26 protein-coding genes are annotated in these 26,797 nt (G+C 67.1%); all 26 read left to right on the forward strand.

Going from position 1 to position 26,797, the window contains the following annotated elements; genetic code table 11:
* Window positions 1–5: 5 nt before the first annotated feature.
* A complete protein-coding gene (locus VP06_RS14625; RefSeq protein WP_048464507.1) occupies window positions 6–278 on the forward strand; it encodes a hypothetical protein in 273 nt (90 codons plus the stop codon).
* Between the two features lie 133 nt (window positions 279–411).
* Window positions 412–804: a hypothetical protein gene (locus tag VP06_RS14630; RefSeq protein WP_048464508.1), complete on the forward strand. Its 393-nt coding sequence runs from the start codon at window positions 412–414 to the stop codon at window positions 802–804.
* Window positions 779–2,560, forward strand: a complete 1,782-nt coding sequence (locus VP06_RS14635) for a terminase large subunit (protein WP_048464509.1) — start codon at window positions 779–781, stop codon at window positions 2,558–2,560. Before VP06_RS14630 ends, VP06_RS14635 begins: the two co-directional genes overlap by 26 nt.
* The gene (locus VP06_RS14640) at window positions 2,560–3,972 is read left to right on the forward strand and encodes a phage portal protein (protein WP_053081808.1); all 1,413 of its coding nucleotides are present in this window, start codon (window positions 2,560–2,562) and stop codon (window positions 3,970–3,972) included. Before VP06_RS14635 ends, VP06_RS14640 begins: the two co-directional genes overlap by 1 nt.
* A gap of 8 nt (window positions 3,973–3,980) precedes the next feature.
* Window positions 3,981–4,172 carry a hypothetical protein gene (locus VP06_RS14645; protein WP_048464510.1) on the forward strand — a complete coding sequence of 64 codons (192 nt, stop codon included), beginning with the start codon at window positions 3,981–3,983 and terminating at the stop codon, window positions 4,170–4,172.
* A 7-nt stretch (window positions 4,173–4,179) separates the two neighbouring features.
* On the forward strand, window positions 4,180–5,187 hold the full coding sequence (locus VP06_RS14650; RefSeq protein WP_048464511.1) for an HK97 family phage prohead protease: 1,008 nt from the start codon (window positions 4,180–4,182) through the stop codon (window positions 5,185–5,187).
* Window positions 5,188–5,264: 77 nt separating this feature from the next.
* Window positions 5,265–6,635 (forward strand): phage major capsid protein, encoded by a 1,371-nt coding sequence (locus tag VP06_RS14655; protein ID WP_048464512.1) that lies wholly within the window; start codon window positions 5,265–5,267, stop codon window positions 6,633–6,635.
* A gap of 69 nt (window positions 6,636–6,704) precedes the next feature.
* Window positions 6,705–7,127 (forward strand): hypothetical protein, encoded by a 423-nt coding sequence (locus VP06_RS14660; protein WP_048464513.1) that lies wholly within the window; start codon window positions 6,705–6,707, stop codon window positions 7,125–7,127.
* Window positions 7,127–7,273, forward strand: coding sequence for a hypothetical protein (locus tag VP06_RS36370; protein ID WP_156295617.1), 147 nt, complete (start codon window positions 7,127–7,129; stop codon window positions 7,271–7,273). Before VP06_RS14660 ends, VP06_RS36370 begins: the two co-directional genes overlap by 1 nt.
* A gap of 5 nt (window positions 7,274–7,278) precedes the next feature.
* Entirely contained in the window at window positions 7,279–7,905 is a 627-nt protein-coding gene (locus VP06_RS14665) for a head-tail connector protein (RefSeq protein WP_048464514.1), read from the forward strand.
* Window positions 7,905–8,252: a phage head completion protein gene (locus tag VP06_RS14670; RefSeq protein WP_048464515.1), complete on the forward strand. Its 348-nt coding sequence runs from the start codon at window positions 7,905–7,907 to the stop codon at window positions 8,250–8,252. The genes VP06_RS14665 and VP06_RS14670 overlap by 1 nt, the downstream gene beginning before the upstream one ends.
* Before the next feature lie 26 nt (window positions 8,253–8,278).
* Complete coding sequence (locus VP06_RS14675; RefSeq protein ID WP_048464516.1) at window positions 8,279–8,872, forward strand: hypothetical protein; 594 nt, start codon at window positions 8,279–8,281, stop codon at window positions 8,870–8,872.
* A gap of 323 nt (window positions 8,873–9,195) precedes the next feature.
* Entirely contained in the window at window positions 9,196–9,582 is a 387-nt protein-coding gene (locus tag VP06_RS38600) for a hypothetical protein (RefSeq protein WP_280950213.1), read from the forward strand.
* Window positions 9,582–9,962 (forward strand): tail completion protein gp17, encoded by a 381-nt coding sequence (gp17, locus tag VP06_RS14685; protein ID WP_048464518.1) that lies wholly within the window; start codon window positions 9,582–9,584, stop codon window positions 9,960–9,962. The genes VP06_RS38600 and gp17 overlap by 1 nt, the downstream gene beginning before the upstream one ends.
* On the forward strand, window positions 9,962–10,381 hold the full coding sequence (locus VP06_RS14690) for a hypothetical protein (protein WP_048464519.1): 420 nt from the start codon (window positions 9,962–9,964) through the stop codon (window positions 10,379–10,381). Before gp17 ends, VP06_RS14690 begins: the two co-directional genes overlap by 1 nt.
* Window positions 10,382–10,455: 74 nt before the next feature.
* Window positions 10,456–10,893 carry a hypothetical protein gene (locus tag VP06_RS14695; protein ID WP_048464520.1) on the forward strand — a complete coding sequence of 146 codons (438 nt, stop codon included), beginning with the start codon at window positions 10,456–10,458 and terminating at the stop codon, window positions 10,891–10,893.
* Window positions 10,894–10,902: 9 nt separating this feature from the next.
* On the forward strand, window positions 10,903–11,346 hold the full coding sequence (locus VP06_RS14700; protein ID WP_048464521.1) for a hypothetical protein: 444 nt from the start codon (window positions 10,903–10,905) through the stop codon (window positions 11,344–11,346).
* 17 nt (window positions 11,347–11,363) lie between these two features.
* Window positions 11,364–11,579, forward strand: coding sequence for a hypothetical protein (locus VP06_RS14705; protein ID WP_048464522.1), 216 nt, complete (start codon window positions 11,364–11,366; stop codon window positions 11,577–11,579).
* 7 nt (window positions 11,580–11,586) lie between these two features.
* Window positions 11,587–16,827 carry a tape measure protein gene (locus VP06_RS14710; protein WP_048464523.1) on the forward strand — a complete coding sequence of 1,747 codons (5,241 nt, stop codon included), beginning with the start codon at window positions 11,587–11,589 and terminating at the stop codon, window positions 16,825–16,827.
* A 1-nt stretch (window position 16,828) separates the two neighbouring features.
* Window positions 16,829–17,209 carry a hypothetical protein gene (locus tag VP06_RS14715; RefSeq protein WP_048464524.1) on the forward strand — a complete coding sequence of 127 codons (381 nt, stop codon included), beginning with the start codon at window positions 16,829–16,831 and terminating at the stop codon, window positions 17,207–17,209.
* Window positions 17,209–17,751, forward strand: coding sequence for a DUF1833 family protein (locus VP06_RS14720; protein ID WP_048464525.1), 543 nt, complete (start codon window positions 17,209–17,211; stop codon window positions 17,749–17,751). The genes VP06_RS14715 and VP06_RS14720 overlap by 1 nt, the downstream gene beginning before the upstream one ends.
* Window positions 17,752–17,759: 8 nt before the next feature.
* Window positions 17,760–18,047: a hypothetical protein gene (locus tag VP06_RS14725; protein WP_048464526.1), complete on the forward strand. Its 288-nt coding sequence runs from the start codon at window positions 17,760–17,762 to the stop codon at window positions 18,045–18,047.
* A 6-nt stretch (window positions 18,048–18,053) separates the two neighbouring features.
* Complete coding sequence (locus tag VP06_RS14730) at window positions 18,054–18,557, forward strand: NlpC/P60 family protein (RefSeq protein ID WP_082167398.1); 504 nt, start codon at window positions 18,054–18,056, stop codon at window positions 18,555–18,557.
* A 251-nt stretch (window positions 18,558–18,808) separates the two neighbouring features.
* Entirely contained in the window at window positions 18,809–23,161 is a 4,353-nt protein-coding gene (locus VP06_RS14735) for a host specificity factor TipJ family phage tail protein (protein ID WP_048464527.1), read from the forward strand.
* Window positions 23,162–23,232: 71 nt separating this feature from the next.
* Window positions 23,233–23,979 (forward strand): hypothetical protein, encoded by a 747-nt coding sequence (locus VP06_RS14740; protein WP_156295618.1) that lies wholly within the window; start codon window positions 23,233–23,235, stop codon window positions 23,977–23,979.
* Window positions 23,980–24,097: 118 nt separating this feature from the next.
* Window positions 24,098–26,797, forward strand: a 2,700-nt coding sequence (locus VP06_RS14745; RefSeq protein WP_425350912.1) for a hypothetical protein, incomplete at its 3' end; no start/stop codon positions are given.

Raw genomic sequence — 26,797 nt, forward strand, 5'->3', positions numbered from 1 at the left:
TCGTCATGACCATCCTGATGAGCGCCGACAATCCTGGCGGGGCGAAGCTCGAAGAGCACCTGCAGGAGCTGATCGGCGAGATCGAGGCGAAGTGCGCCCGGCTCGCCGGCGATCAGCGGCCCGAGGCGCTTGACGTGCTGCGCAACAACCGGGACATCACCGCCCGGCTGAAGGAGTGCCTCGCGCTCCAGACCCACAGCCTGCAGCGGCTCGGCGCCCTTGGACCCGATCCAGGGCCGACCGGCACGCCGCGCGTCGGCGCCGGCTCCAAGCCCTAAGCCATCCATTCAGCGGGGAGCACCGCGAGCGACCGAAGCGACGCCGTGCGTCGTAGCAGGTCCGAAGCCCCGATCCGGTCATCGCGAACCCTAGGACCCCGGATCACAACAGCGGTGAGAATTCGAGAAAGCCATGGCAGCTATCCAGCGCAAGAACCTGGCGCAGGTCGGCGCGGGTGACCCCAAGGTCGTGGCCTTGCCGGGCTATCGCGAGATCCCGGCCTGCCTGTTCCCTCTGAAGACCGACGAGGCCAAGGCCGAATACGACCGGCTCGCCAGGATGGTCTTCGACGCCGGCCAGATGACGGTCGGCAAGCACTCCGCCCTCTGCGCGTACATCGTCCAGTTCGACGGCGTGACTGACGCTGCTCTGCAGGGCAAGCCCCCGAAAGGCTCGCACGTTGAGAACCTCATCCGTTCGCTCAAGCGGCTTGACCTCGGCGGGCTCGACAAGCCGATCGCCGCGCCGGCGGGCGCGTCCGTCAACAAGTTCGCGCGCGTTGGTCTTCCGAACCGTCGCCGATAGGACGTTCAACAAGACCACTTTCGACGACGCTCCGGTCGCTGACTATCCCCGCATCGCCGAGTGGTACTGCCAGGCGGTCGTGAACCGCCGGATCCCCACCTGCGAGTTCGAGATCCTGGCGGCCGAGCGCTACCTGCACATGCTGCAGGAGGCGAAGAAGCCTCGCTCCGAGCTGGTCTTCTCGGTCGAGCACGCGATCGACGCCTGCCGGTTCATCGAGATGCTGCCCGAGGTGAAGGGCGGCGACGGCGGCACGATCCTCCTCCAGCCGGTGCAGTGCTGGTGGATCTGCGCGATCTTCGGGTTCCGGGAGCGCGAGACCGGCCGGCGCTGGACGCGCACGGTCAACCTCTGGGTCCCTCGGAAGAACGGGAAGAGCACACTCGCCACCGGCATCGTGCTCTACGCCCTGAATTTTGAGGGGGAGAGGGGTGCCGAGGGCTACATCTCCGCCGGCTCGGAGAAGCAGGCCGACGTCCCCTACAAGATGATCCGGCAGACGGTCGACGCCGAGCCGGAGCTGCAGGCGCACCTGCGGATCTCATACACCAAGGAGGCGATGGAGTTCGGCGCCACGGGGGCGACGCTCCAGCTCCTGGCCTCCCGAGCGAAGAACCTCGACGGCCTGAACCCCCACGTGGTGCTGGCGGAAGAGCTGCACGCTCAGGACCAGGCTGTCATCGGCGTGCTGAAGAGCGCCCAGGGCGCCCGCAAGGCGCCGTTGTGGGTCTCAATCTCCACTGCAGGCCGGGACAGCTTCGGGCCCGCCTACGCGGCTTTCTGCGACGACCAGCGGGTCCTGAAGGGCGAGATCCGCGCGCCACGGCGCTTCACCGTCATCTACGCGGCCGAGCCCGGCGACGAGGATCAGCGGTTCACGCCGTCGGTCCTGGAGAAGTTCAACCCGCTCTGGGGCATCTCGCTCAACCCGGTCTCGATCGGGGAGGAGGAGGCCGAGGCGCGGATCTCGGAGGCGAAGCTCCAGGAGTACGTCCGGACCCGGCTCAATATCTGGGTCAGGGCTGCCGGCACACTGTTCTCGACCGAGGACTGGAGGAAGTGCGGCGACCCCCGGCTCAACCTCGACGTCCTGAAGGGCTTCCCCCTCTACGTCGGCGTCGACCTCGCCTCGCACTCGGATCTCAACGCCGCCGCCTTCATCGCGAAGGTCGGCGACCAGCTTTTCGCCCACATCCGCTACTGGCTGCCGGAGAAGAGCAGCCGGTTCAAGGATGAGCGCTTCGCCGACATGTTCTCGGCTTGGGCTCGCGACGGACACTTGACCCTCACCAAGGGCGATCACGTCGACCACGAGCAGATCCTGGCCGACATCCTCGCGACGGTCGAGGGCCACACCGTGGTGGGGTTCTCGTTCGACAATTGGCAGGCCGACTTCCTGATGGGCGCGGTCGAGAAGCGGGGGCACGTGGCCTTCCGGGTCTCGAAGAGCCCGCGGGAGTTGACCCGGTCGACCGACGACCTTGTGGCTCGCCACCGCAACCCGGACCGGCTCCAGCACGACGCCAACCCGATCTCGGCCTGGTGCGCCGGCAACGTGGTCGGTTTCTGGGACGCCAACGACAACGTGCTGCCGAAGAAGGAAGAGCGGGGCTCCAAGCTGTCGATCGATGGCATGGACGCGCTGATCCTCGCGAACGCAGCCCGCCTCCACGACGAGGCTGGCATCCTCGACGGCACGAAGAAGACCGCCCCCAACGTCTACCTGCAGCGCGGGCTGCTCGGGGAAGATGCCTGATGGCCGAGCAGTTCGAGCTTTTCGCTACCGAGAAGACCGGCGAGGCCGGCCAGCTCGTGCATCAGGCACCGGTGAGCCCGAGCAACCCCCTGGAGTGGCAGCAGTTCGACCACGGCTGGGAGGAGTTCGGCTTCCTCGGTCTCGGCAGCGCGAGCGGCCTCCTGAGCAGCAACGCGACCGGCCTCGCCCTGGCGATCCAATGCGCGGACGTGAAGGCTCGGGACATCTCCAAGGCCGACATGCTGCTCTGGCGGCGCCAGGGACGCGGCTGGGGTATGGTCGAGCCCGGCCAGCACGACTTCGCTCGGCTCCTCGCCACCAAGCCGAACGACACGTCGATGACGTGGTCCGAGTTCTGGCGGATGGTCGTCCTGCACCTGGAGCTGGCGCAGAACGCCTACGCCCTGAAGGAGATCTCCGCCGACGGCACGGTGACTGGCCTGATCCCGCTCCTGCCGGCCCGTTGCCGGATGCGGATCACCGCCCGCGGCCGCATCTTCTACGAGATCTGGGCGGCGACCGAGTACGAGCGCGCCGTCCTCGGCGACACCTACCTGATCGTGCCCGAGGATCGCATGATCCACTGGCGCGGCCGGCTCTTCGACGGGGTGAACGGCCTCTCGAACCTCACCCTCGGCAATCCGATCTTCGAGCTGCTGAGCGCGATCGGCGAGTACCAGACCAAGCTGTTCGGCAACGACGGCAAGCAGACCTTGGTCTTCGAGACGAAGGAAGGGTTCCCCGCCGGCGATGCAGGCGAGGCGGCCTTCAACCGCCTGAAGCGCCAGATCACCAATCGGGTGCGCAAGGCGAGCGCCTACGGCGACCCGATCCTGCTGGAGATGGGTCTGAGCGCGAAGTCCATCGCCTTCAACGCCAAGGACAACAGCACCGCGGAGAGCTTCACCCAGCAGGTGATGCGGATCTGCGGCCTTATGCAGACCCCGCCGCACAAGATCTTCGCCCTGGAGGCGGTCGCCTACAACAACATGTCGGCGATGGACCGGCAGTATGCCAACGACTGCCTGATCCCCACCGCCCGCACCATCGAGGCGAAGCTGCGGAACGCAGTGCTGCCCGAGAGCGAGTGGTTCACCTACCAGCCCGAGTTCGACCGCGGCGCCCTGATGGCCGCGGATCCGGAGACGCTGAACAAGCTCCTGACCACCGGCATGCAGTCGGGCGCGCTGACCTTCGACGAGTTCCGAGAGTTGATGCCCTTCCGGCTCAACCCGCTGAAGAAGGGCGGCGACCGCCGCACCGTGCCGGTCAACATGAGCCTGGTCGATGCGAACGGTGAGGTCGTCCAGGCCGGATCCGGACAGAACGCCACCCAGCCCGGCGCAGGCGAGGGCGAGAGCCCCGACAACAACGCCGGAAAGGGCCTGAGGCTCGTCGCCGACAACCCGTGAGGACAGCCATGACCAACGGCCAGATCCACCTGCGCGCCGAGCGCGTCAGGGAGATGATCCACGTCATCATGGGGGAGGGCCGGCTGGGCATGCGCTCCGCCCGCACCCTCGCCGAAGCCGAAGCCTTCGCCAACGCGCTGCTGCGGATGGTCGAGGAGATCCGCGCCGAGCAGCGCACCACGGCCGACAACTTCTCCTGAGGACACCATGACCACGAAGCGCGTCTCGCTTGACGAGTACCTGCACGCGAAGGGCGCCTACGGCCTGCTGCGCAAGCAGTTCGCCCGGGACAACGGCGTGGTGCTCAAGGCCGCTCACGCCGAGAGCGAGAAGCGCGCCAAGTACACCAAGGGCTCGGGCCGCATGGCCTTCGTGATGTCGGCGGAGGTCGAGGACCGAGATCGGGACATCGTCATCCAGGCGGGCCTCGACACCACCGAGTTCGAGAAGAACCCGGTCGCGCCGTGGGCCCACCGCTCCGGCGACTTCCCGGTCGGGAAGTGGGAGAACCTCGCGAAGAACCTCACCGGACGCCCGAAGCGCACCGAGGGCGAACTGGCGCTCACCATGGCCGACCCGAACGCTCAGCGCCTCGAAGCGCATTGGGCGGCCGGCTCCCTCGTCGCCTGCAGTATCGGCTTCATGCCGAAGGAGATCGAGCGTCGGGAAGTCCCCGATGAGATGAAGGGCGAATATTACTATCCGGGGTACATCATCCATTCGGCAGAATTGTACGAATGCTCGCCGTGTTCGATCCCTGCGAACCCGGCTGCATTGGCGAAGGCCGCTGCCGACGGCGACGTGCTCTCCCGCGAGATCATCGAAGAGGTGCTCGACACCTGGAAGCTGGAGAACGGTATCCTGATGCCGCGCAAGGCGTTCGAGGACGCCCATCGCGACGCTGCCGGCGGCAAGACATCGCACACCGTTTCCCTCGGTGTCGACACCTCGCAGGCGACCGCTGACCTGCGCGCCCTGGGTGAGCATGCCGAGAAAGCTGAAGGCGCTCTGACGCGCCTCGCCAAGTTCTTCGGCCTGAAGCCGGAGGAGCCTGCCGCGCCGCCGGTGCCCGAGCCCCAGAAGACCGTCGAGGAGCAGGTCCGCGACCAGATCGCAAAGGATCTGCCAGCCCTCGAAGCCATCCATGACCTGTTCGAGGCCGATGCCGACCTGGCCGCCCTCGACGCCGAGATCGCGGTTCACGCCGCGCTGTAACCCGCCCGCACACGGCGGTTCACCCCGGTGGCATTCCCCTGTGCGGGCGCCGCCACCTTTCCCCATGGAGAAGTGACATGACCCTTGCGCAGTTGCGCGAGAAGCTGAAGGCCGACCGCATGAAGCTGGCGGCCCTTCGCGGAAAGGCCGCGGCCGATGGCGCCACTGCCGAGGATCGCGCCGCCTACAAGGCCGGGATCGCCACCTGCAATCAGGTGCTCGACCTGATCAAGGACGCCGAGGAGGAGGAGCGCATCGAGGGGCTCTCCTCCAAGGGCGCCAACGATCCGATCGAGGGCATCGGCCACAACGGCGGCCCGGACGTCCGCACCTGGGCGGTGCCGAAGCAGACCGTCGCCAAGGAGCAGAAGACCCTGCTCGCAGTGGCCGCCGACGCCAAGGCGGCGCTCATCAACAAGTACGGTGACCCGAAGGAGCGGGCGACCGCCATCTCCGTGCTCAAGGCGGAAGGTTTCGGCGACTTCGCCGACGAGCAGATCGCGATCCAGCGCCGGAAGACCGTCACCTCGGGCATCTCCTCGAACGTGCTGCTGCCGCAGCCCGTGACCTCCGAGGTGATCGAACTGCTGCGGCCGCAGGCGACGTTCCTGGAAGGCAATCCCCGCCGGGTCCGCCTGATCGGCGGCAAGTTCCGGCAGCCGCGTGGTGCCTCCCCCGCCACCGCCGCGTATGTCGGCGAGGGTGCGAAAAAGCCGGTCGGCACGCCCGGGTTCGACGACATCAACATGTCGTCCTACAAGCTCGCCGGCATCGTCCTGTTGACGAACGAGGCCCTGAAGTGGCCGGTCGTCGACATCGAAGCCTACGTGCGCAACGACCTTCGCCAGGTGCTCGGCCTGACGATGGACAGCGCCATGTACTTCGGCAATGGCACCGGCGCGACCCCGCTCGGCATCTTCAAGAAGAGCGGCATCACCACCCTCGACGCCTCGACCACCGGCTACTTCGCCAACGTGAAGGCGCCCACGGTCGCCGAAATCGACAGCATCGCCTCGCGCATGATCCTGTCGATGACCGGCGCCAACATTGTCATGACCAACAAGTGGCGGTGGATCTTCTCCTACCGCACTTGGCACTACCTCTCGAACCTCCGGGACGGCAACGGCAACCGGATCTACCCGGAGCTGGCGCAGGGCAACTTCAAGGGCATCTCGTTCCTGGTCTCGAACCAGATCCCCGAGAACGGCGGCACCACCACCGACGAGAGCAGTCTCTCGCTCGTCGACTTCGGTCACGTCCTCTTTGCCGAGGAGGAGGGCATGATCATGAAGTCCTCGACCGAGGCCACGATCGACGACAATGGCACCACCGTGTTCCTGTGGCAGCAGAACATGATGGCGATCCTCGCCGAGATGGAGCACGACGTCACCCTCGACCAGTCGAAGGCCGTCGCCACCCTCACCAAGGTCCGCTGGGGCGCTCCCTAACCTCTGACGGTGCCGATGCTCACCGGAATAGTCCGGTGAGCTTTCCCTGACAGGTGAGAGAACACGACGATGGCGAAGGACATGAAGGTCGAGGATTACGCCGCGCTGGCAGACGAGCGCACCGGCCTGGTGCCCATGAAGAACATCAAGCACACCTCGACCGAGAGCATCGGCGACGTGGCCGGCTATCACCCGCACGTCGCCAAGCGCCTGCACGACGAGGGTTGGGCCGAGCCGGTCGGCAATCTCAAGTCGGTGAAGCCCGACGAGAAGGTCGTCACCACCAACACCGAGGCCGAGCGGCTGAGCAAGATCGCCATCCCGGACGACTGGCGCACCATGCACCACCTGCCGCTCATGAAGATCGCGAGCCAGCTCGCCGGCCGCAACGTCGACACGAAGGCGGAGGCGGAGCAGATCGTCGAGACCGAATGGAGCCGCCGCAAGCCCGCAACATCCGCGGTCTCCATGTCCTCGCTGCCGACCTCGTGATGGCCGGCGAGAAGCAGGAGCAGGGCGGCAAGCCGGAAAGCCGGCCGCCCGCGCAGGACCGCCCTGATCTCGGGCCGAAGACCGTGCGTCGCCATCCCGACAAGATGGTCACGCCGGCCGGCGGCAAGGGCTACTTCACGAAGTGAGCGTCATGGACCTGCGCCGGATCTCCGCTCCTCTGACGCGGGCCCAGAAGCTCGACGTCGTCTCCCTCGCCGAGGTGAAGGCGCAGGCGCGCGTCATGCACGACGAGGAGAACGACCTGATCGAGAGCTACATCGCGACGGCCTACGACTACCTGTCCGGGCCAGAGGGGTGGACGAACGGCTACTGCCTCCTGGAGGAGGAGTTCGAGGTCTACGTCGAGACGCTGGTCGACGTGTTCGAGCTGCCGGTGCGGCCCTTCATGGGCGATACGGTCGGTTTCGCCCGACGGGACGCGATCATCGACACCTACGCGGACATCGACGCAGCGACCTACATCCTCACCAACTCCGGCGATTTCGGCATGTTGGCGCGCCTGCAGCCGTCGCTGGTCTCACCTCCAGCCTTCGCGCGAGACCCGCGCCGCTACCGCATCCGGTTCAAGGCTGGGCACGAGGATCCGGCTACGATCCCGGAAGGGCTGAAGCAGTCGATCAAGCTTCTGGCCGCCCACTGGTACGTGAACCGTGAGGCGACGATCGCCGATCCGCGCGTGAGCAACGTCAGCCGTGAGGTGCAGCTCGGGGTTCGCAGCCTCGCTGGTCGCTACCGCATCGAGCCGGACCACTCCTGATGCCGCTCGCCGCCGGCCGCGCCTCCACGCTGGTGGAGATCCAGACTTCCACCGAGGCCCGCGATCCTGTGTCGAACGAGCCCGTGCAGACCTGGGCTCTGTTCCGCAAGGCATGGGTCTCGATCGACGTCCGCCGCGGCGGCGAGTATTTCGAGACCGGCTCCCGCTACAGCCAGACCATTCAGGTGCTCAAGGGTGACTGGCTGGAGCTGAAGGATGTCACGCCCGGCATGCGGATTGTGATGGGCATCCCGCAGCAGATCTTGGACATCAAGACCGTTCTTACGGACAACGACCTGCGCATGCAGGTTCGTCTTGAGTGCGTCGCCGGCGAAGGCGCGCGGTAACTCAACATGCATCGTTCGAGGCTGACATGAAGCGCTTTGCTCCATGGGCCGTCGCGCTCGGCCTGCTGGGCGGAGGGGCGGCGTTCGCGCAGGTCTACATGCCCTGGCTCGGCCCTAACCGGGAGAACGTGTCCAGCACGGTGATCCACTGCGCGACCGGCGAGGGCCGTAATGTGGTGCCCTGCGGCGGTCTCCTTTCGCCGCTGCAGGTGATGAGCGCGCCTTTCACCCGGAAGGTGCGCAACTCCTTCATGATGCCGGTGACGACGGCGCCGCAGCAATTCGTCTACACGCAGCCCGCTGGGGCGACGACCTACCGCGGCTTCAATCCTTGCGCAGGCGCTGACGTCCGGATCATGACCGTCTCCGCCCTGGAGCCGCTCAGGACCGAACCAACCGGCTACCCGGGCGTCGATCGCGTGACCTCGAAGACCGAGGTCATCGATCGCTTCTCAGGCATCCGGATGACCCGCGGCCCTGAGACCCTCGGCAGCGCCGCGAACCCCACGAGCGGCTCACAGCGCATCGTCTCGACCATGCTTGTTGCGATCCCGGGCTACCCCGCGGACCTCTCCAGCATGACCTGCGAGTACGAGATCATGTACGGGAATGGCGGCTGATGCGCGCCCTTCTACGCATCGCGCTCGCTCTCGCTTTCTCGACCGCACCGGCGCTCGCTCGGCCGCCCGGCACGGCGCTGCCCGGCCTTCGTGGAGAGCAAGGTCCTCCCGGGCCGAAAGGAGAACCCGGTGAGAGAGGAATTCCTGGAGAGGCTGGACCGCCTGGACAGAATGGCGAGCGCGGTCCCGCGGGGCCCGCTGGACCACAGGGTGTCCCTGGATCTCAGGGTGTGCCTGGTCCGGCCGGGGCCACAGGCGGGAAGGGCGACACTGGCCCCGCTGGACCGACCGGGGCCACCGGCGCCCAAGGCCCCGCCGGCCCGATGGGAAACAGCGGCGCGACCGGCGCCGTGGGGCCGCAAGGCCCGCAAGGGCTGAACGGCCCCACGGGAGCCACAGGTGCGCAGGGAGCGACCGGCGCCGCCGGCGCGCCTCGCCGTGTCGAGCGCTACACCCAACCTGCCAACACTTCCGGCGTCGCCACCTTCACGTGGCCCACCTGCAGCACGGCGCCGGATGTCGATGTGATCCCGGGGTGGCTCACCATCAGCGGCGTGCAGCAGATGGTCACCGGCGGCGTCACCTCGCAGACCCTCTCGGGCGCGACCGTCGCAGTGAAGGTTTCGCAGGGTACGCTCGCCCTCTCGGGCACACCCTTCCGGCAGGCCGATAGCGGCACGGCTTCGACCGTCCGAGTGATCTGCAACTGATGAGCGCTACCTTCGCGACCATCCAGGCGCTGCTGGCCTCGCCGACGGTGACGGCGATCGTCGAGGATCGTATCGGGCCGATCTCCGGCGGCACGAAGTGGCCGGACATCATCGTCTATCAGGTCACCGACGAGAGCTATGAGGGAGTGTCCCGCACCACCGACCTCTCGCAGGCCCGGGTGACGATCGAGATGCGGGCGCGCTCGGCCACGCAGGTCGAGAACCTCGCCGTCGCGGTGAAGGAAGCGCTGCGCAACCGGCGTGGCATTTTCGCCGGCAAGAGTTGCGTGTTCCTGAAGGGCGTCTCCGACGTCGGCGACACCAACGACGACATGTCGATCTTCAGGAGAATGAGCGATTATTACGTGACGTACTCCTGATGGGTTCGTTCAATCAGTTTGCCAGTCTGCTGCGCGAGATCGCCCGGCACCCGACCCAAGCCGAGCAGAAGCAGGCTCGGCACGCTGGCCTAGGGCCTTTCGTCGAGGCAGCTCGCTCGCACCTCGCTGCGAATGGCTCGAACAAGAGCGGTCAGCTCAGTGGGGCGCTCGGTATCGCCGAGAAGACCAAGGACACAAGTGCCGCCGGTCCGATCAAGGGCAAGAAACACTGGAGCGTCGGCGTTCTCGTCGAACTCGGCACCGCGCCGCATTATCAGCCGAACCGCAACGGCGGGCAGTGGCACCCCGGTGCCCGGCCATCCCCCTTCATGCGGCCGGCCTACGAAGAGACCAAGGATGAGATCGTCGAGGAGGCCGCCCGGTCCCTCGCGCAATCGATCTTCGGCCGGTCTCGCTGACCCATTCCGCACCGGCGTGCGCGGCGCCGCGGTGACGATCCAGCCTCCCGCGCATCCCACATCAGGAGAGAGACATGCCGGACAAGGTCCACATCGGCGCGGGCACAATCGTGCTCTACAAGGCCGTAGGCGCGTCGGGTACCGGGACTGAGCTGAACGAGGTCGAGACCTTCGGCAACCTGTCGCAGCGGCGTAACGAGGTGACCGCCACCCCGCTGAAGTCCGATACGGTCCGCTACATCGGCGGCCTGAAGGACGGGCAGACGATGGACATCACCTGCTTCTTCCTCGGCGACGATACGAGCCAGACCGGGCTCAAGGCGCTCTACGACAGCAACTCGACGGTCGAGATCATCGTGCAGCCCCCGGCCGGCACCGGATCGCAGTTCCGGTTCAACTACACCCTGCTCGGCCACGACATCATGCACGGCACCGGCGGCGACCCGGCCAAGCGCATGTTCACCGGCCGCCTGTCGTCCGACGTGATCACCGAGGCGAACGCCCGCACCTGACGGTGACCCATGTCCGACCCGACAAACAAGGTTCCGTTCCCGTACCTCGGGGACGCGAATAACCCGGTCGTCCTGCGCTACCGCACGGCCGACCTGATCATGCTGGAGCAGAAGTACGGTCAGCAGTTCACGACCGAGATCACGAACCGCCTGATCGGAAATTCCTCCGAGTGCATGGTCTTCTGCCTGCGCTCGGGGCTGAAGCAGGCGGACGGTCGGAAACCGCTCAACAAGGGCGTCGACTACGACGATCTCCCCTTCGGCGTGCAGGACGTCACCCAGGAGATCATCGACGCCATCGCCCTCGCGATCACCGGCCGCTCCTACGCGCAGTTGGTCGAGGACCGCCGCGAGGCGGCTGACCGCGATCCCGATCCGGACCCTCTGCCGGACCTGGAGATGGCGGGCTCATCGATCGAGCCGTCCAGGTCGGATACGCCTGCGGTCTCCTGACCGACGAGATCCTCGGCATGACCCCCGCCGAGGTCTACGCCGTGGCCCAGGCCCGGTCCGACTATCGAACCCGCGAGCTGCAACGGCTCGCATGGATGACGGCTCGCCTCACCGGGTTCTCGCAGGTCCCCGACTTTGAGAAGTGCTTCCCCGAGAAGCCCAAGCCCGCCACCACCGCCGACCTCATGGCCTTCTTCTCCGGCTTCGACGGCGTGAAGATCGTCAAACACTGAGATCCTGATGGTTGCCCAGGTCGCCAGCATCGAAGCCACTCTGCGCCTGATCGGCGTGGAGCGCTTCCAGTCGGATCTGCGGGGTGCCGCCTCGCAGTCCGAGCAGGCGGGTTCGCGCGTCTCGCGCTCGATGGACGAGATCGGCCAGTCCTCGAACCGGGCGGCCACCTCGCTCTCAGCGCTGAGCCGGTCGAACTCGGCCATCAACTCGGTCGCCTTCTCGGCTCTGCGGGCGGAGGCCAGCGTCAAGGCGCTGTCGTCCGCCTTCACCCTGCTCGGCACCGCGGTCGGCGGCCTCGCCGGCGGCGTCGCGGCCAATGCGCTGAAGAACTACGCCGACACCTACACGAACATCCAGAACCGGCTGCGCGCCACCATCCCCGACGCCCAAGCGCGATTGCAGGTCGACCAGCAGATCTTCGACACGGCGCAGAAGACCCGCACCTCCTACGAGGCGACGGCGAACCTCTTCAGCCGCCTGACGCTGTCCTCGACCCAGCTCGGTGCCAGCCAGACGCAGATCCTGCGGGTCGTCGAGACCACACAGAAGGCGCTCGTCTCCGGCGGCGCGACCGTCCAGGAAGCGGCCTCGATCGCGACCCAGCTCACCCAGGCGCTCGGCTCCGGCCGGCTGCAGGGTGACGAGCTGCGCTCCATCGCCGAGAACAGCCCGGTCCTGATCCAGGCCATCGCGCGCGAGTTCGGTGTCGCCGTCGGCGCGCTGAATGATCTGAGCTCCCAGGGCGAGCTGACAGCCGATCGCGTGTTCAAGGCGATCCTGAACGCGGGCAAGGAGGTCGACGAGGTCTTCGCCCGGACGACGCCGACGATCGCCGCCGGCATCCAGCAGATCGACAACGCCCTCACGCACTACCTCGGGAACCTGGACAAGAGCATCGGCGCCACGAAGGCGCTGACCCAGGGCCTGGGGTTCGTCGCGAACAACATGAACTCGATCGGCGACAGCGTGCTGCTTGCCGTCGCGGCGCTGTCCGGGCCGATCGCCTCTCGCTTCCTGGCCTCTGGGATCCAGCGCGCCGTCTCGCCGATCCGAGCCGTGAGCGCCGAGCGCCAGGCCGATCTCCTGGCCGCGCAGCAGGCGCAGCGCCAGGCCAGGTTCGAGCGCCAAGCCGCCTTCAACCGCTACTTCAAGGCGCAAGAGAAGGTCGCGGAGGCCCGAGCCGCGCCGGCGCTCGCGCTCGCCGAGCCCGACACAATCAAGGCTCTGGAAGCCGCCGAGAAGGATCTCGTCGGCTCTCGCGCAGCCCTGGCTGGTGCCACCGACAAGGTCAGTGCTGCCGAGAAGCGTCGGGCCGAAGCTGCTGCTGCCGCAGTTACGGCATCCAAGGCTACCATCAACGCCGAGGCCGCTGCCGAGGCCGCCCTCGCGAAGCGAAATGCGGCTGTCGAGAGCCGTACCGCCGATTGGCTGTCCGCTGCTCTGCGGGCGGAGATGGCGACCGGCGCGCTGACCAAGAAGCAGGAGCAGGCTTATCAGGCAGCTATCGGCCGGCGCGGTCTGCTGCAGCCCCAAGCCGCCGCGGCGCAGCAGCGTGTCGAGGACATTCAAGCGCAGATCGCCGGTCTCCCGCAGCGGCCGGCTGCGGCTTCGACGTCTCGCCGGAAACAGGAGGCGCTCAACGCCTACAACGAAGCCCTTGCCGAGCAGGTGGCGGAGCGCGACCGTCTTGGGCAGCAGCTCAACGCCGCCGGCCGCGAGATCGAGGCGCGCGAGGACAAGCTCCGGCAGGTGAACAACGCCGCCCGGGAGAAGGCGCTCGCCTCGGCGGCTACCGCGGAGAGGAAGCTGGAGGCCGCCGAGGCGACCGTTCGAGCCGCGCAGGTGAACCTGCAGCAGCGTGAGCGCGACCGGATTGGCGCTCCTCCAGGCCAGGACGCACCGGCGCGCTCGGCCGCGCAGGTGATGAGCTTGATCGAGAAGGAGGTCGATGCTCAGATCGCCCTCGACAAGGCGCTGGCGACCCGCAACGTTCTGGCTGATGACTACCTGAAGAAGATCCAGGCCGCGGACCTCGCCGCCGGCTCCCTGACCGCGACCGAGTACAAGGCGCTGTCGGCTGCCCGGCAGGCCAGGACTGCGCTCACCCCTCAGTACGACGAGGCTGTTCGGCGCGTCGCTGCGCTCCAGCAGGACCGCGACGCGATCGATGCGGTGATCGGAACCAAGGCCCGTGCCTCGCTCGCCAAGGATGCCCAGACCCAGGCGCTTCGCGAGAGCCTCAACGCCGACCTGAAGGCGGCCGTCGCGGATCGCGACCGCATCGCAGGCCAGCTCGCAACCGAGCTGACCACGATCAACGCCAGCGAGGAGACCCTGCGCCAGACGGGTGCGGCAGCGCGCGAGAAGGCAGCGCAGGCGGCGATCGAAGCCGATAAGAAGCTGGCTGCTGCCCAGGCGGAGGCAGTCGCGCAGCAGCAGGTGCTTCAGAAGCGCCGCGCCGAGACGAACGCGAGCCTGGTCCTGTCCGAGCAGGAGAAGGTGAAGCGCCTCGCCGCCGTCGACCAGGAGATCTCCGCCCTCACGGCTCGCCAGCGTGATTTCGCCACGGCCCGCGCATTCTCCGAGCGCGGCGTCGCCGCCACGCGGCGCGCGGTCGAGAACTCTGCCGCCGGCAATCAGGCCGCTGCCGAAGCCGACGCCGTCCTAGCTGCTCGGTCGCTGGAGCAGGCTCGGGCCTCTGTCACGCAGACCGCGGAGGCAGTCGACAACGCCGAGCGGCGTGCCGGCAGGCTGCAGGTGGCGCTCGGCAGCGCGGCGAACGTGGGCCGCGCGGCGTTCGGCGGCCTGATCAACCTGCTCGGCGGTCCCCTCGGGGCAGCCATCACCGCGGCATCGGTCGGCTTCATCGGCTATGAGCTATACCAGGCCCGCGCCGCCGCGGCTGCGGAGAAGCATGCTGATGCTCTCGGCAAGGTCATCGACCGCACCAGAGAGCTGAACACCCTTACCAAGCGCGGCGAGGGTCGCTCCCCGGTCGAGCAACAGCAGGACAACCGGCTCCAGGTGGAGGCCCTGCGTGGCGTCGTCGACCAGCGCAGCAAGGCACTGGATGCCTTCGGCTCGGCCGCCAGCGACGCGATGCGCCGGGCCGGCTATGGGGTCGAGGGCGGCAGCACCACAGAGAACGATCTCGACCGCGCCGCTGCCCGCCTGGGGATCAATCTCGCAGAGGCGGCCCGAAACGCGCGCCAGCTCGACCCGGCCTCGGAAGGTGCGGCCAAGGCCACGCGGCAGCTCGCCGACGTGATGCTCGAAGCCGCGAAGGCGGATCCTCGCTATGCCGAGCGCGCTATCGAGGTCGCGCGGTTCGCCGCGGCTCAGGAGGAGGCTGCCAAGAAGGTCCGGGCGAATGCCGATGCCCTGGCGGCGCAGCGCGATCTGGAAAGCCGGCTGCGCAGCCGCAAGGCCGTCTACGACGCCGACGAGGGCGGCCCGCTCTCGCGAGGCGACTTCGTGGACCCCGAGCGCGCCAAACGTCAGCTCGACGAGATCAAGACCTACGCCCAGAGCGTCGGCGACAGCCTGATGAAGATCGGGGAGGGGAGCTACAACTTCCCCGAGTTGCAGGAGCTGCGCAACCAGCTCCAGGCCGCGGTGCAGGACATCGCCAACGTCCGGGCGAACGCTTCGACCATGCTCTCCGGCGTCTATGTACCATTAGAGCTTAAGGATGTCGTTGCTCAGTTCTCACATGGCAAAATGAGCGCAGAGGAATACGCTCAGGCTCTGCTCGAACTACGCGAGAAGATGCCTAATTTCAGGCCGATGATTGATAGCTTAATCGAAGCAAACCAAAAGGCGCTCACGGCATCGGCGACGATCGCCGATGTAGGCGCGCAGGTCGACGCTCTCGACGGAAAATCCGCCACCATCAACATCACGGTCAAGACGACCAGCATCGGCACGATCAAGGCGGCCGATGCGAAAGAGATCGAGGACCAGGCTGCGGCCGGCGACAAAGCCCTGACCGAGCTGCAGGCCAAGACCCAGAACCTCCGTCTCCAGGCTGCCGGCAAGACCGCCCTGGCCTCCGCCATGGAGGCGAAGCAGTCCAACCCCGGCCTCGACATCGCCAAGGCCACCCGCGAATTCGAGCAGCAGGAGAAGCTGCAGGAGCAGATCTCGGCGAATAACAAAAAGGGACGCAAAGGCGGAAAACCGAAGAAGACAGACGCCGAAAAAACTGAGGATAAGATCACCGATCTGGACCAGCAGGCTCAGATCGCGATGCTCTCGGACTTCGATCGCAAGACCGTTCAGTTCGCCCAGAGTGCGAAGGTCGCCAAGGACAACATCCAGGCGTTCATCGACGCTGCAAAATCGGGGGACCTGTCCGGCGTACCCCCGGTGATGCAGCAGATCTATGAGAAGATGAAGGTGTTGGAGGGTAGCAAGCTCGCCCGCACCACGCTCGACGAGATCTTCCCGGCGCGCAAGCTCGCGCAGGATCTTGAAGCGGTGCGCGCCGCGGCCGAGAAGAGCCCGGAGATCGCCAACAACCTCGAACTGATCCAGGCGAAGATCCGAGAAAAGGCCGCACCCGAGTGGGCGAGCGGCGCGACGTCGGCGGTCACCGATCTTGTGAAGAGCGTCGCCAACGGCACCGCCACGATGGCGGACGCCCTGGCGACCTTCAAAAAGAAGGTCATTGATCTCGCGCTCGATGCCGCCTTCAAGCCGCTACAGACCGCGCTGACGAACATCTTCACCAAGCTCGGAGAGGGCGGCTTCAACATCAGCTCGCTGTTCTCGGGTGGCCTGTCGGGCGGATCGAACTTCGCCGGTCAGGCGCCTGATGCGATCGGTCCGTTCCTGCCAGCCTCCATGCACCACGAGGGTGGCATCGTCGGCGTTCATGGGGTGGCCCGCCGCAGGCTGCCGGTCTCGGTCATCCGCTCGGCGCCGCGCTTCCATTCCGGCCTCACGGGCAGGGAATTCCCCGCGGTACTGGAGGCCGGTGAGCGCGTGCTGACCGAGCGCATGAGCAGAAGCGCAACCAGGACCATCGCCGGGCTCACCGCTGCCACGGCTGGTGTTGTGGGTGGTGGTAAGCCCGAACTGCACATCCACGCTGGCGATCGGACCGAGGTGACCCAAACCAACGGCCCACAGGGCGTCCGCACCGACGTCATGATCGACAAGAAGGTGGCGGCCGTCCTGATGGGCGGCCCCTCGACCCGGACCGCTCTGAAACAGATCAGCGGCGCTCGGCTGGTGGGGAAGTAGCGTGGCGATCACCTGGCCGGCGAACCTCCCCTACGAGGGGCTGCGAGACAACTATGGGATCCCGAACTTCGGGCTCCCGCTCGCCAGGAGCGAGATGCAGTCGGGCAAGGTCCGGCAGCGGCCGCAGTTCACGCTGCGGATCACCGCGATGGACATGGCGATCTTCTTCACGCCGGAGCAGCTCGCGATCTGGCAATCCTTCCTCGTCGACACGCTGGGGGAGGGGGCCGCCGAGTTCACGATGCCGGTCTGGATCGCCACCACTCGCACGCACCAACCGCGGACGGTCCAGATCAAGGACGGCGCCAACGGCGTGAGCGAGAAGCCCTTCGCCGACACCAAGACACTCGTGTCGTTCACCCTCAACGTGCGCAATCTCTGATGCCGATCACGGCCACACGTGCCTGGGAAGAGGCTGCGGCGACCGTCGATGTGACCGAGCGCATGCTCGTCACCCTGGAGTTCGTCCACAGCGTCTTCGTCGAGAACGGCGCGCCGGCGCCGATCCGGGCTGTGATGAACACGGAGGACATGCAGTTCCGGCTCGATGGCAACGCGCCGCTGAACGCCGGCGAGATGGTGACGTTCAAGGCTATCCCCTTCGGCATCGAGTACCCGAGCATCGGGCAGCTCGGCGCCGAGGCGGGGATCTGGATCGACAACGTGAACCGGGAAGTTGGCCGCTACCTGCAGCCAGCCACCGCGCTGAACGAGAGCGTCAGGGTGATCTTCCGGGGCTACCTGAAGAGCGATCCCGACACGGTCGGGCACGGGCCCTACCAGCTCCTGCTGCGCAACGTGAAGCGCAAGGCGTCCCGGCTCGAAGGCACGCTGACGATCGCCGATCCGACGAGGCTCAGGGTGCTCCGCGAGATCTACGACCAAGCCAGGTTCCCGGCGCTGATGGTGGCGGCCGGGGCGTAGGAGGCAGCATGAACCGTCGATCCATCCTGAAGCTACTGGGGCTCGCCCCGGTGGCCGCTCCTGTCTTAGCTGCGATCCAGGCAATCCCGACGCGCACTTTGCGGGTTGTGGAGATCATCACCCCGCATGCTCAGATCGGCCCTCGTGCCTATGGCATGACGACGACTATCGACGACCAGACCGCCCGGCTCACAGTTTTCGTCGACGATACGATCCGGGGCGGCCAAGCGCAGCTCTCCAGGTCGATCGAGAAGCTCTCGATGATGGCGCAGGAAGACATTCGGCACTGCGGGTAGTTTCGCATGACCGATCGCCTTGCCTTCCTCGAAGGGCTCATCGGCAAGAGCTACCGGCTCGGTGCCGCCGGGCCGGACGAGTTCGACTGCTACGGCCTCGCCCAGCACATCCAGCGCAACCTCTACGCCGTCCAGATGCCGGACCTGCCCTTCGTGGCGGCGACGACCCGGTCCCAGGCGGAGGCCATGCTGAACCACGCCGAGCGTCAGAACTGGACCGAAGTCTCTGACGCCGAAGCCCAGGACGGCGACATCGTCCTGATGGGCAACGTGCTCGCCCGGGACTTCCACCTCGGCACCTTCGTCGTCCCGGTCACCGCCGGCGTGGTGATCCACGTCGACCAGGGCCGGGGCGTGGTCGCCGATGACCTGCCGGCGCTCCGGGCGATCGGCTTCACCTACACGCGGCTGTTCCGGCGCATTCCGGCTACGAGCACCGCCCCACGTAATTCACGTCGTACACGTCGCCCAGCAGAGCGGCGTTCCTCTTTGTCGCGATCCGCGACGTGATCACGTAGCCGGACCGGCACAGGCCATTGTCCCGCAGCCATCCTTCCATCTGAGTGATCCTGGCCCTCTCCCCCTCGGGGGTATCAAGAGCTTGGCCCGCGCCGGCCTCACCCCGGTATCGAAAATTCTGCTCTCCAGTGACCTCGAAAGAGCTGTTGTAAAGCCGGTCTTGGCAGCCCGCGAGCGCCACGATCCCAAGCGCCAGCACCATCCCCCGCATCGCACCCCTCCGGTCTTTGCCGTCCCATACCATGCAGATCGCCGTTCGGCATAACCTCCAGCTCTTGGATGCGGAGGACACCTCGTCTTGCGACGAGCCGGCCATCGTGCTGCCCGTGCGCGAGGCGTCGGCCGTCATGGGCGAGACGGTCGATGCCTATCTCGCGCGCGTCGCGTGGCGGTTTGATCTGCCGACCGTCTGCCGGATCAATGGCGAATTCTACGGCCGGGCCGAGTGGGCGACGCGGCACCTCGCGCTGAACGACAACATCGAGTTCGTCTCGCGCCCGATGGGCGGTGGCGGAAGCGGGAGTTCGACCGCGAAGAGCATCGTCAGCATCGTGTCGCTGATCGCTCTAACGGCCCTGGCGCCATATGCGGTAGCTGCCCTTGGTATCCCTGCTCTGGGTACTGCCGCAGGCTCGTTGACCATCCTCGGCAAGATCGCCTCCGCGGTGATCGTCGGCGCCGGCGCGCTCGCGATCTCACACTTCCTGATGCCCAAGGCAGGCGGCAAGACGAACGCGAGGGACGAGCTGCACTCCTTTGGCTTCGGCGGCTCCCAAGCCCGGCCGATGCAGCCCATCCCGGTCCTCAACGGCCGGATGAAGTTCGCTCCCGACTATGGCGCGCCGACCTACAGCGAGTTCAACGGCGATGCGATGACCGACTACGCGCTCTACGCGCTGACATGCGGTCGGATGCGCCTGGAGCAGATCCTGATCGGCGACACTCCGATCTGGGATGACCAGAACGGGTTCGCTCCCGAGTGGTCTGGCATCGAGATGCAGTTCGTCGAGCCGGGAGAGCAGGTCACCCTCTACCCGGTCAACGTGGTCACGGCCGACGAGCTGAACGGCGTCCAGCTCAGTCAGGATTTTACGCCCGGGTACATCGTCAACGCCGCCGGCACCTCCGCCAAGGAGCTGCTGCTCGACTTCGTATGGTCGGGCGGTGCCTACGTGACCTACAAGGATCGGACACTCGCAGCGAATACGGACATCGCGGTCGAGGCCAGGACGGTCAACGCCGCTGGCGCTGCGACCGGCCCGTGGATCCAGATCTTCAGGAACGTCTACAGCCAGAACAAGCAGTCGCAGATCCGCGTCACGGAGCACGTGACGGTAGCGCCAGGTCGCTATGAGGTACGGGCCCGCCGGCAGAACCCGTCCGTAGAAGACAGCGGGATCGCGAAGATCTCCGGCACCGACGAGGTCACGTGGACCGCGCTACGCGCCCACATCGACGGGCCCAACACCTTCCCGCGTGTGACGATGCTCGCGCTCAAGGGTGTGGCATCGCAGAAGCTATCGGGCGTGTCCGGCGGCGGTGTGAAGGTGATCGGCACTCGGATCCTTCCGGTTTGGCGCGACGGGCAGTTCGTGGAGGAGCCGACCCGCAGCATCGCCTGGGCCGCACTCGACTGGTGGAGGAACGGCGATTACGCGGCAGGTCTCAGCCTGTCGAACGTCGATTTCGCCGCTTTCCTCGCCTACGACCGGCTCTGGGGCGATCTCGGCCACACCTTCGACTACCGCTTCACCGAGGTGCAGAACCTCGACGACGTGCTGGAGACGGTGCTGCGTGCCGGCCGGGCCATCCCGAGCCCCGTCGGCGACAAGCTGACGATCACCCGCGACCAGCCGCGCGGTCTCCCGCGCATGCTCTTCACGGACAACGACATCGTCCGGGACAGCTTGGAGATCGACTACGCTCTTTCCGATGAGAGCTGGGCCGACGGCATGGTCGGCGAATATGTCGACGAGACCACCTGGAGGCTCGCCGAGGTCTCGTCGGCGCCGGATGGCGTCACGCTGCTGAAGCCGGCCCGGGTGCAACTCGATGGCATCGTGCAGCGGACACAGGCCGCTGGCGCAATCCGCCAGATGGCCGCTGAGAGCCAATATCGCCGCATCACGGTATCCTGGATCGCCCGTATGGAGGGGCGCCTCCTCAAGCGTGGCGACCTCGTCAAGATCACTACCGAGGAGCCGGAGAGCTGGGGCTCCAGTCATGAGGTCGTGGCCTCCGCGAACAACGGCTTCAGCCTCACCCTCGACCCTGCGCCGGATTGGACGACGTCGGGCACGCACTGGATCGAGATCCGGCAGCGGGATGGCCGCCCGTTTGGGCCCGTTCGGGTCACGCGCGGCGCGACCGACGCGGACCTGACCATCAACGGGTCGGACGCAGCAAGCATCGCCGCCGCGGCGAGCGCGCAGTACGGCTATCCAGTCTCGCTCGCCGATGCCGTAGCCCGGTCCGACAGCGAGGAGCCCCCGTGGGTGGCGTTCTCGCCTGGCGAGCCGCGCTCATTCCCCGTCCTGATCACCAGCGGTGATCCCGACCAGGACGGAGAGCACATCCACCTCTCGGGTGTGCTTGACGCGCCTGAGGTCTACCAGACCACCGAAACCGGCGTGCCCCCGCTGCTGCAGGTGCCCGACCTGTACTCTGGCGCGATGCCGGTCATCACCTTCCTGACGGCCAGCATCTCGCAGCGCCAGGCCACCCTGGTGCTCACCGCGGGCTGGCTGCCGGCCAAGAACGCGGCAACCTACGACGTGGCCGTCTCCTACGACGGCGGTGCTACCTGGGCTGCGGGCCCGCCTACCGATCGCACCACATACGAGGCGGTGGTCGGCGCCTCAGACACCATGAAGTTCCGGGTGCGAGGCGTGACCCCAGGCGGAGTGCCGGGCGGTTGGTCCGTCACTGACGTCATTGCGCCCGAGCTGCAGATCCAGGGCGATCTCTTCGCTGATCTCAGCATCCAGATCGAAAAACTCAGCGCCGAGACGCAGCGGGAGATCCGGTCCATCGCCGATCTCGGCCGCGGGACGCTCGCCTACGGTGCGGATCAGACCCAGACCGCGCTCCGCACCGCCGATGACACGATCCGCGGTGCGATCCGGCAGCTCACCGAGGCCGTCGACCGGCTGGCGAACGAGGCTGCGACCACCAACCTCGGCGCCTACGAACAGCGCGAGCTGATCAAGGTCGGCGCCTCGGCCAACTTTGCCGCCATCGAGCGCGAGGAGGTGGCGCGCGTCTCCCAGAACGAGGCGCTGGCATCGATCCAGACCACGCTGGCCGCGCGCCTGACGCTCGCCGAGGGCGACATCGTCGGTAACGCCACCGCGATCCAGGGCATCAGCACGAGGGTCACGAACGCCGAGGGCGTGCTGACCGCCCAGAGCCAGCAGATCACGACGCTGGGCTCTCGGATCGACGCGACCGACCTGCAACTCTCCGGCGTCGCTACCGCGCAGCAGAGCCTCACCACCCGCGTGAGCCTCACCGAGGGCAACATCTCGACGCTGTCGCAGGATCTCACCGCCCTGCGCAGCACCGTGACAGCACAGGGAGGCCAGATCGCCGGACAGGCCACCGCGCTCGATAGCCTCACGACCGAGGTCAATCAGAACAGCTCGGACATCGCAGCGCAGGCGCAACGCACCACGGCGCTGGAGAGCACGGTATCGACCCAGGGCGGTCAGATCACCGGCAACAGTCAGGCGCTCCAGCAGCTCACGACACGAACCGAGACCGTGGAGGGCGGGCTGCGCTCGCAGTCCGAGCAGCTGACGAACCTGTCCAGCGCCGTGACCGGCCAGGGCGGGCAGATCGGCGCGAACGCTCAGGCGGTCTCCCAGCTTCAGACGCGGGCGAGCAACATCGAGGGCCAGCAGTCCGCGCAGGCATCATCGCTCCAGGCCCTGAGCACCACGGTCGGCAGCCACACCGCGACCCTGACGACCTACGGCACGTCGATCAACGGCATCAGGCTGGAATACGGCATCGCGTTCGAGATCGATGGGCAGACCGGCGGCCTCGTGATGACCGGAGCCAAGCGGCTCGACGGCTCGGGCCTTGAGGTGCTGCTGAAGCTGTCCGGCGACCTGTTCGTGGACGGTATGATCACGAGCCGGATGGTTTCGACGACGTCTCTCATCACCACATCGGCCCAGATCGGCACGCTCACTGTCGACAGCATCAACGTCAGGGACGGTGCGATCAGCGGCCTGGTCTCGGCACAGTCGGGTGGGCAGCAGGCCAGCGTGACCATCAATGTCCGCACGGCTGGCGCCGTCCTTGTCATCGCCAATCGCACGGGCGATCTGAGCCAGCGGTTTACCCAAGTGGGGACGAATACTGGCGCTCTAAATGTATACAGGGACGGCAATCTAATCGGCGCCATCCCTGCGAATTTTACGATGGATTTTGACCCGAACCCCCAGATCAACGCATCATATTTTCGGCTCGGGCCCACCGCCTATCCAATTCTCGATGTCCCTGGCGTGGGGAGCCACACGTACATGGTCGTCGATGACAACAGTCGCGGGATCGGCGGCGTGTTTATCTGCGTCCAGGAGAGCAAATGATCCCGTTTTTGCCGCTGCCGATCGCATTCGTGCGTCACGATCCGGCAGGTCGGATCACGGAATGGGGTCGCATGGAGCCGGCACATATCGCGGCCGAGGCTGCGGAGCGGGGCGGCATTGTCTCCGGCGAGGGCCACCCCGACACCCATTATGTCGATCTGTCCGGACCGGGGCCGGTCCTGCGCACGCGCCGCAACCTCGTGGTGGCATTCGATACCCGCGAACCTGCTCCCGGCGCTCCCGCGCGTGTCGCCCTACCCCCGGGCACCGCCCTCACCGTCACGGGCCCGGTGACCGGATCCGCGACGGCCGGCGGCGCGGTCGATCTCGTCCTGATGGTGCCGGGCACCTACCGGGTCACCATGGAGGCGTGGCCGCGGCGCTCGGCTGTAGAGACGCTGACGGTGCCGGTGACGGCCGGGCCTGTGCCGGAGCCGCCCATCGGTGCGGTGGTGATCGGTCCTGGCTTGGAGGCGGTGCGAGCCCGAGCCAAGGAGATCGCCACCGACCACTACGCCAGGCTCGCCCTGATCTCCCGCCCCGCGGGGCTACAGGCCGCCGACCTGCTCAAGGCGCAAGAGGCGGCCCGGGTGACTGCCGGCGGCGAGAGCGAGTGGATCGCGATCGAGGCGGCGGAGCGCGGCATCGAGCCGGGCGCTCTCGCCGGCATGATCACGGCCGAGAGTGCCAAGACCGTCGCGCGCGAGATTGAGCGCGTGCGCGTCACCCAGACCATCGCTCGCGCCGCCACCGAGAGCGGGGTTGTCGCCGCTCTCCGGACCGCCTGCCTTGAATTCAACCTTCCGCCCGGGGCCTGAGGCCCTGATCCACCGCCGTCGAGACCCCGTCTCCGGAGAGTGACCCCCCGACATGGCTGATCCTGTTCCCTCCGTCTCCATCGGGACGGGGCTCAATGTCGTGACCGCTACCGCCCCGGTGCTCACCGCGGCGGAGAACGACCTGTTCTGCGCTCGTGGCCAGGCCATTCCGATCGCGAGCCGGGACAGCCCGACACAGATCACGCTCAAGCAGCCGTGGCCGCTCGCTTCGCTGGTTGGGGAGCCGGCGTTCAACATCTTGTCGCTGGGCGAGTACTGGCGCTCGGCGATCAGCATCAACAAGCGGTTCGCCGACCTTCTCGCCAAGTGGGAGGTTGTTTCTCCGTTCAGGTTCGATGCATCTGGGACATTGGCCGAGCGCGACAACTATAACAATCAGCCGAGAGGCTTCGTATATGTTGCTGTTGATCCGCTTCCAATTCGGATCTTCATCAAATTGGCGAACACGAACTCGGCCTTCGATTGGTCCGCGGCCATCTACATCGGGAGCGGCGGCCAGGTCGAATTTCAGGAGGCGCTGGACCAAGAGCGGCAGCAGCGCATCCAGGCCGATGCCGCCCTCGGCCAGCGGATCGACACGCTCGCAGCTGGAGCCGACCCGAACGTCCGCTCGGACCTCAACGCCGAAATCGCCCGCTCGACCGGGAAGGATGCCCAGCACGACAGCCAGATCGCCGGCCTGCGCACGGACCTCACCGCCGAGACCAGCGGGCGCATGTCGGCCGACACGGCTCTGGGTGGCCGGATCGACAACGAGACGTCGGCGCGGATCGGCGCCGACAACGCGCTCGGCGGCCGGGTCGACACGGAGATCAACGCCCGGCTCGCCGCTGACGCCAACCTCGGCACACGGATCACGGCCGAGGAGAGCCGCGCCACGACAGCGGAGGCTGCCGAGGCGAGCGCCCGTCGGGCAGCAGACGATGTCCACGACGCGCGCCTGGGCACGATCGACACTGAGCGGGCCACGACGTTCAATCTGGCGTCACTGCGGCTGCTCGGCCCGGCGCTCGCCGATGGCGACGATGCGCCCTATGCTGGCGCGATCGTCTCGACGCTGGGGCGGCTGTTCCTCGGGGCGCTGCGCGACGGCACGATCGAGATCCCGCGGTTGTTCAGCGCTAATCCGGCGCAGCTCGGCGGCCTCGTCCTGCGGCGGTCACCTGCGGACGGCGACGATGATCCCTATGTGGAGGCGCTGGTCACCACTCTGGGCCGTGCGGTGCTGGGGGTTCTGGCGGACGGCGCCGTTGAGATCCCGCGCCTGAGCAGTTCGGGCATCCGCCTCACCGGATCCCGGCCCGTAGACGGCGACGATAACCCCTACGTTGAGGCGTTCACCTCCTCGCTCGGCCGGGTGCTGCTCGGGTTTCTGGCGGACGGCGCCGTTGAGATCCCGCGCCTCTTCAGCCGCGGCCAGGCCAGCCTCGGCGGGCTCACGCTGACGGGGCTCGCACCGGAGGCAGGCGACGACCTCCCCTACGTCGACGCAATCGTCTCGACGCTCGGTCGGCTGTTCCTCGGCATCACATCGCAGGGCGTTGAAATCCCGTGCCTGGAGCAGCCGGCCGTCGCCGCGCCGGATGGCGACGCGCCGTCGTTCGAGTGGGCGATCCGGCGCGGCAGCCGCGTCGCTCTGGGACTGGAGCGGGACGGGCTCTACCTCCGCCTCTCGGCGCGCGGCGCGCGGGATGTAGGCGCGCGTCTCACCCCGGATCCCGCGTTGTTTCGCGGCGACCATCGCCCGTTCAACCTGCGCTACGGTCCGGCCGGCACGCTGATCGGCACCCGCCAGGATGCCGATCGCACCGTCTACGACATCCGCCAGATCGAGGGCGGCCTCTACGACACCGCCGTGGTGTCCGACAGCCGCCCGCTGCCGATCCGGGCCTATTTCGGCCAGAGCCAGGCGGGTGGCGGCGGCGGGGATCTCGCCGTCATCACCGGCGCGGCCTATCCGCGCCACGTCCTCGCACCGGCCGTCTACGGCAAGGCATTCGGCGGGGCGGTCGCCAACGGCTACTTGATCAACGACCTCGTGCCGCTCTTCGACGGCCAGGGCGGGCAGCAGTTCATCAACACACTGTTCGGCCTGTACCTGGAACGACAGAACCGGGATGCCGGACCGGCCGGGCCCGGCGTGATTGCGCCCACGTCGACCTTCGGCGGCCAGCCGCTCAGCGCCTTCGCCAAGGGGCAGACCCCCTACACCAACCTGATGGCGATCCTCACGGCGTGCCCGCCCCTGGCGGCCCGCTACGGCCGGCGTTCCTACACCGATGCCATCGTGATCGTGCATGGCGAGGCCGGCCCCTACGGGCGGTCCACCTACGCGACGCCGCTCGGGACGCTGATCGACAACCTGCGCGCCGACGTCCAGATCATCAACGCGGCGGTCGGGTTCAACGTCCCGCCGCAGATCTTCCTGACCCAGCAGAACCAGTTCGACAGCAACAACGTGCCCACGAATACGGGCGTGAAGTTGGCACAGTTGGATGTTGCCAAGTCTCGCCTCGGTCAGGGCGTGACGATGCTCGGCCCGATGTACCAGACCCAGGTGCAATCGGACGGCATCCACATGGACAATGCCGGCAAGGCGCTCCAGGCCGAGTTGCACGCGCACGTCGTCCGGCGCGTGCTCGATGATGGCGTTGTCGGCTGGAACCCGCTGTGGCCGGTGAGCCTGGCGAACCTGCCGCGCTCGGGCGCCGTCATCACCCTCGACCTCGTGCTGCCGCCCGGGCTGGCGTCGATCGCCCAGGACACCGATTGGGTACTGGCCCCGGCCGATGGAAAA

Origin of the sequence: Methylobacterium aquaticum, from assembly GCF_001043915.1 — a bacterium.
In the GTDB taxonomy this organism is placed as follows: Bacteria; Pseudomonadota; Alphaproteobacteria; order Rhizobiales; family Beijerinckiaceae; genus Methylobacterium; species Methylobacterium aquaticum.

Excerpts from the sequence above, each read along its gene's own strand:
- VP06_RS14730 (WP_082167398.1), top strand. The coding sequence starts at position 18,054 with ATGACCGATCGCCTTGCCTTCCTCGAAGGGCTCATCGGCAAGAGCTAC.
- VP06_RS14670 (WP_048464515.1), top strand. The coding sequence starts at position 7,905 with ATGCCGCTCGCCGCCGGCCGCGCCTCCACGCTGGTGGAGATCCAGACT.
- VP06_RS14690 (WP_048464519.1), top strand. The coding sequence starts at position 9,962 with ATGGGTTCGTTCAATCAGTTTGCCAGTCTGCTGCGCGAGATCGCCCGG.
- VP06_RS14640 (WP_053081808.1), top strand. The coding sequence starts at position 2,560 with ATGGCCGAGCAGTTCGAGCTTTTCGCTACCGAGAAGACCGGCGAGGCC.
- VP06_RS14710 (WP_048464523.1), top strand. The coding sequence starts at position 11,587 with ATGGTTGCCCAGGTCGCCAGCATCGAAGCCACTCTGCGCCTGATCGGC.
- VP06_RS14660 (WP_048464513.1), top strand. The coding sequence starts at position 6,705 with ATGGCGAAGGACATGAAGGTCGAGGATTACGCCGCGCTGGCAGACGAG.
- VP06_RS14740 (WP_156295618.1), top strand. The coding sequence starts at position 23,233 with ATGGAGCCGGCACATATCGCGGCCGAGGCTGCGGAGCGGGGCGGCATT.
- VP06_RS14665 (WP_048464514.1), top strand. The coding sequence starts at position 7,279 with ATGGACCTGCGCCGGATCTCCGCTCCTCTGACGCGGGCCCAGAAGCTC.
- VP06_RS38600 (WP_280950213.1), top strand. The coding sequence starts at position 9,196 with ATGGGAAACAGCGGCGCGACCGGCGCCGTGGGGCCGCAAGGCCCGCAA.
- VP06_RS14650 (WP_048464511.1), top strand. The coding sequence starts at position 4,180 with ATGACCACGAAGCGCGTCTCGCTTGACGAGTACCTGCACGCGAAGGGC.
- VP06_RS14705 (WP_048464522.1), top strand. The coding sequence starts at position 11,364 with ATGACCCCCGCCGAGGTCTACGCCGTGGCCCAGGCCCGGTCCGACTAT.
- VP06_RS14645 (WP_048464510.1), top strand. The coding sequence starts at position 3,981 with ATGACCAACGGCCAGATCCACCTGCGCGCCGAGCGCGTCAGGGAGATG.
- VP06_RS14735 (WP_048464527.1), top strand. The coding sequence starts at position 18,809 with ATGCAGATCGCCGTTCGGCATAACCTCCAGCTCTTGGATGCGGAGGAC.
- VP06_RS14630 (WP_048464508.1), top strand. The coding sequence starts at position 412 with ATGGCAGCTATCCAGCGCAAGAACCTGGCGCAGGTCGGCGCGGGTGAC.
- VP06_RS14720 (WP_048464525.1), top strand. The coding sequence starts at position 17,209 with ATGCCGATCACGGCCACACGTGCCTGGGAAGAGGCTGCGGCGACCGTC.
- gp17 (WP_048464518.1), top strand. The coding sequence starts at position 9,582 with ATGAGCGCTACCTTCGCGACCATCCAGGCGCTGCTGGCCTCGCCGACG.
- VP06_RS14625 (WP_048464507.1), top strand. The coding sequence starts at position 6 with ATGACCATCCTGATGAGCGCCGACAATCCTGGCGGGGCGAAGCTCGAA.
- VP06_RS14700 (WP_048464521.1), top strand. The coding sequence starts at position 10,903 with ATGTCCGACCCGACAAACAAGGTTCCGTTCCCGTACCTCGGGGACGCG.
- VP06_RS14675 (WP_048464516.1), top strand. The coding sequence starts at position 8,279 with ATGAAGCGCTTTGCTCCATGGGCCGTCGCGCTCGGCCTGCTGGGCGGA.
- VP06_RS14655 (WP_048464512.1), top strand. The coding sequence starts at position 5,265 with ATGACCCTTGCGCAGTTGCGCGAGAAGCTGAAGGCCGACCGCATGAAG.
- VP06_RS14725 (WP_048464526.1), top strand. The coding sequence starts at position 17,760 with ATGAACCGTCGATCCATCCTGAAGCTACTGGGGCTCGCCCCGGTGGCC.
- VP06_RS36370 (WP_156295617.1), top strand. The coding sequence starts at position 7,127 with ATGGCCGGCGAGAAGCAGGAGCAGGGCGGCAAGCCGGAAAGCCGGCCG.
- VP06_RS14695 (WP_048464520.1), top strand. The coding sequence starts at position 10,456 with ATGCCGGACAAGGTCCACATCGGCGCGGGCACAATCGTGCTCTACAAG.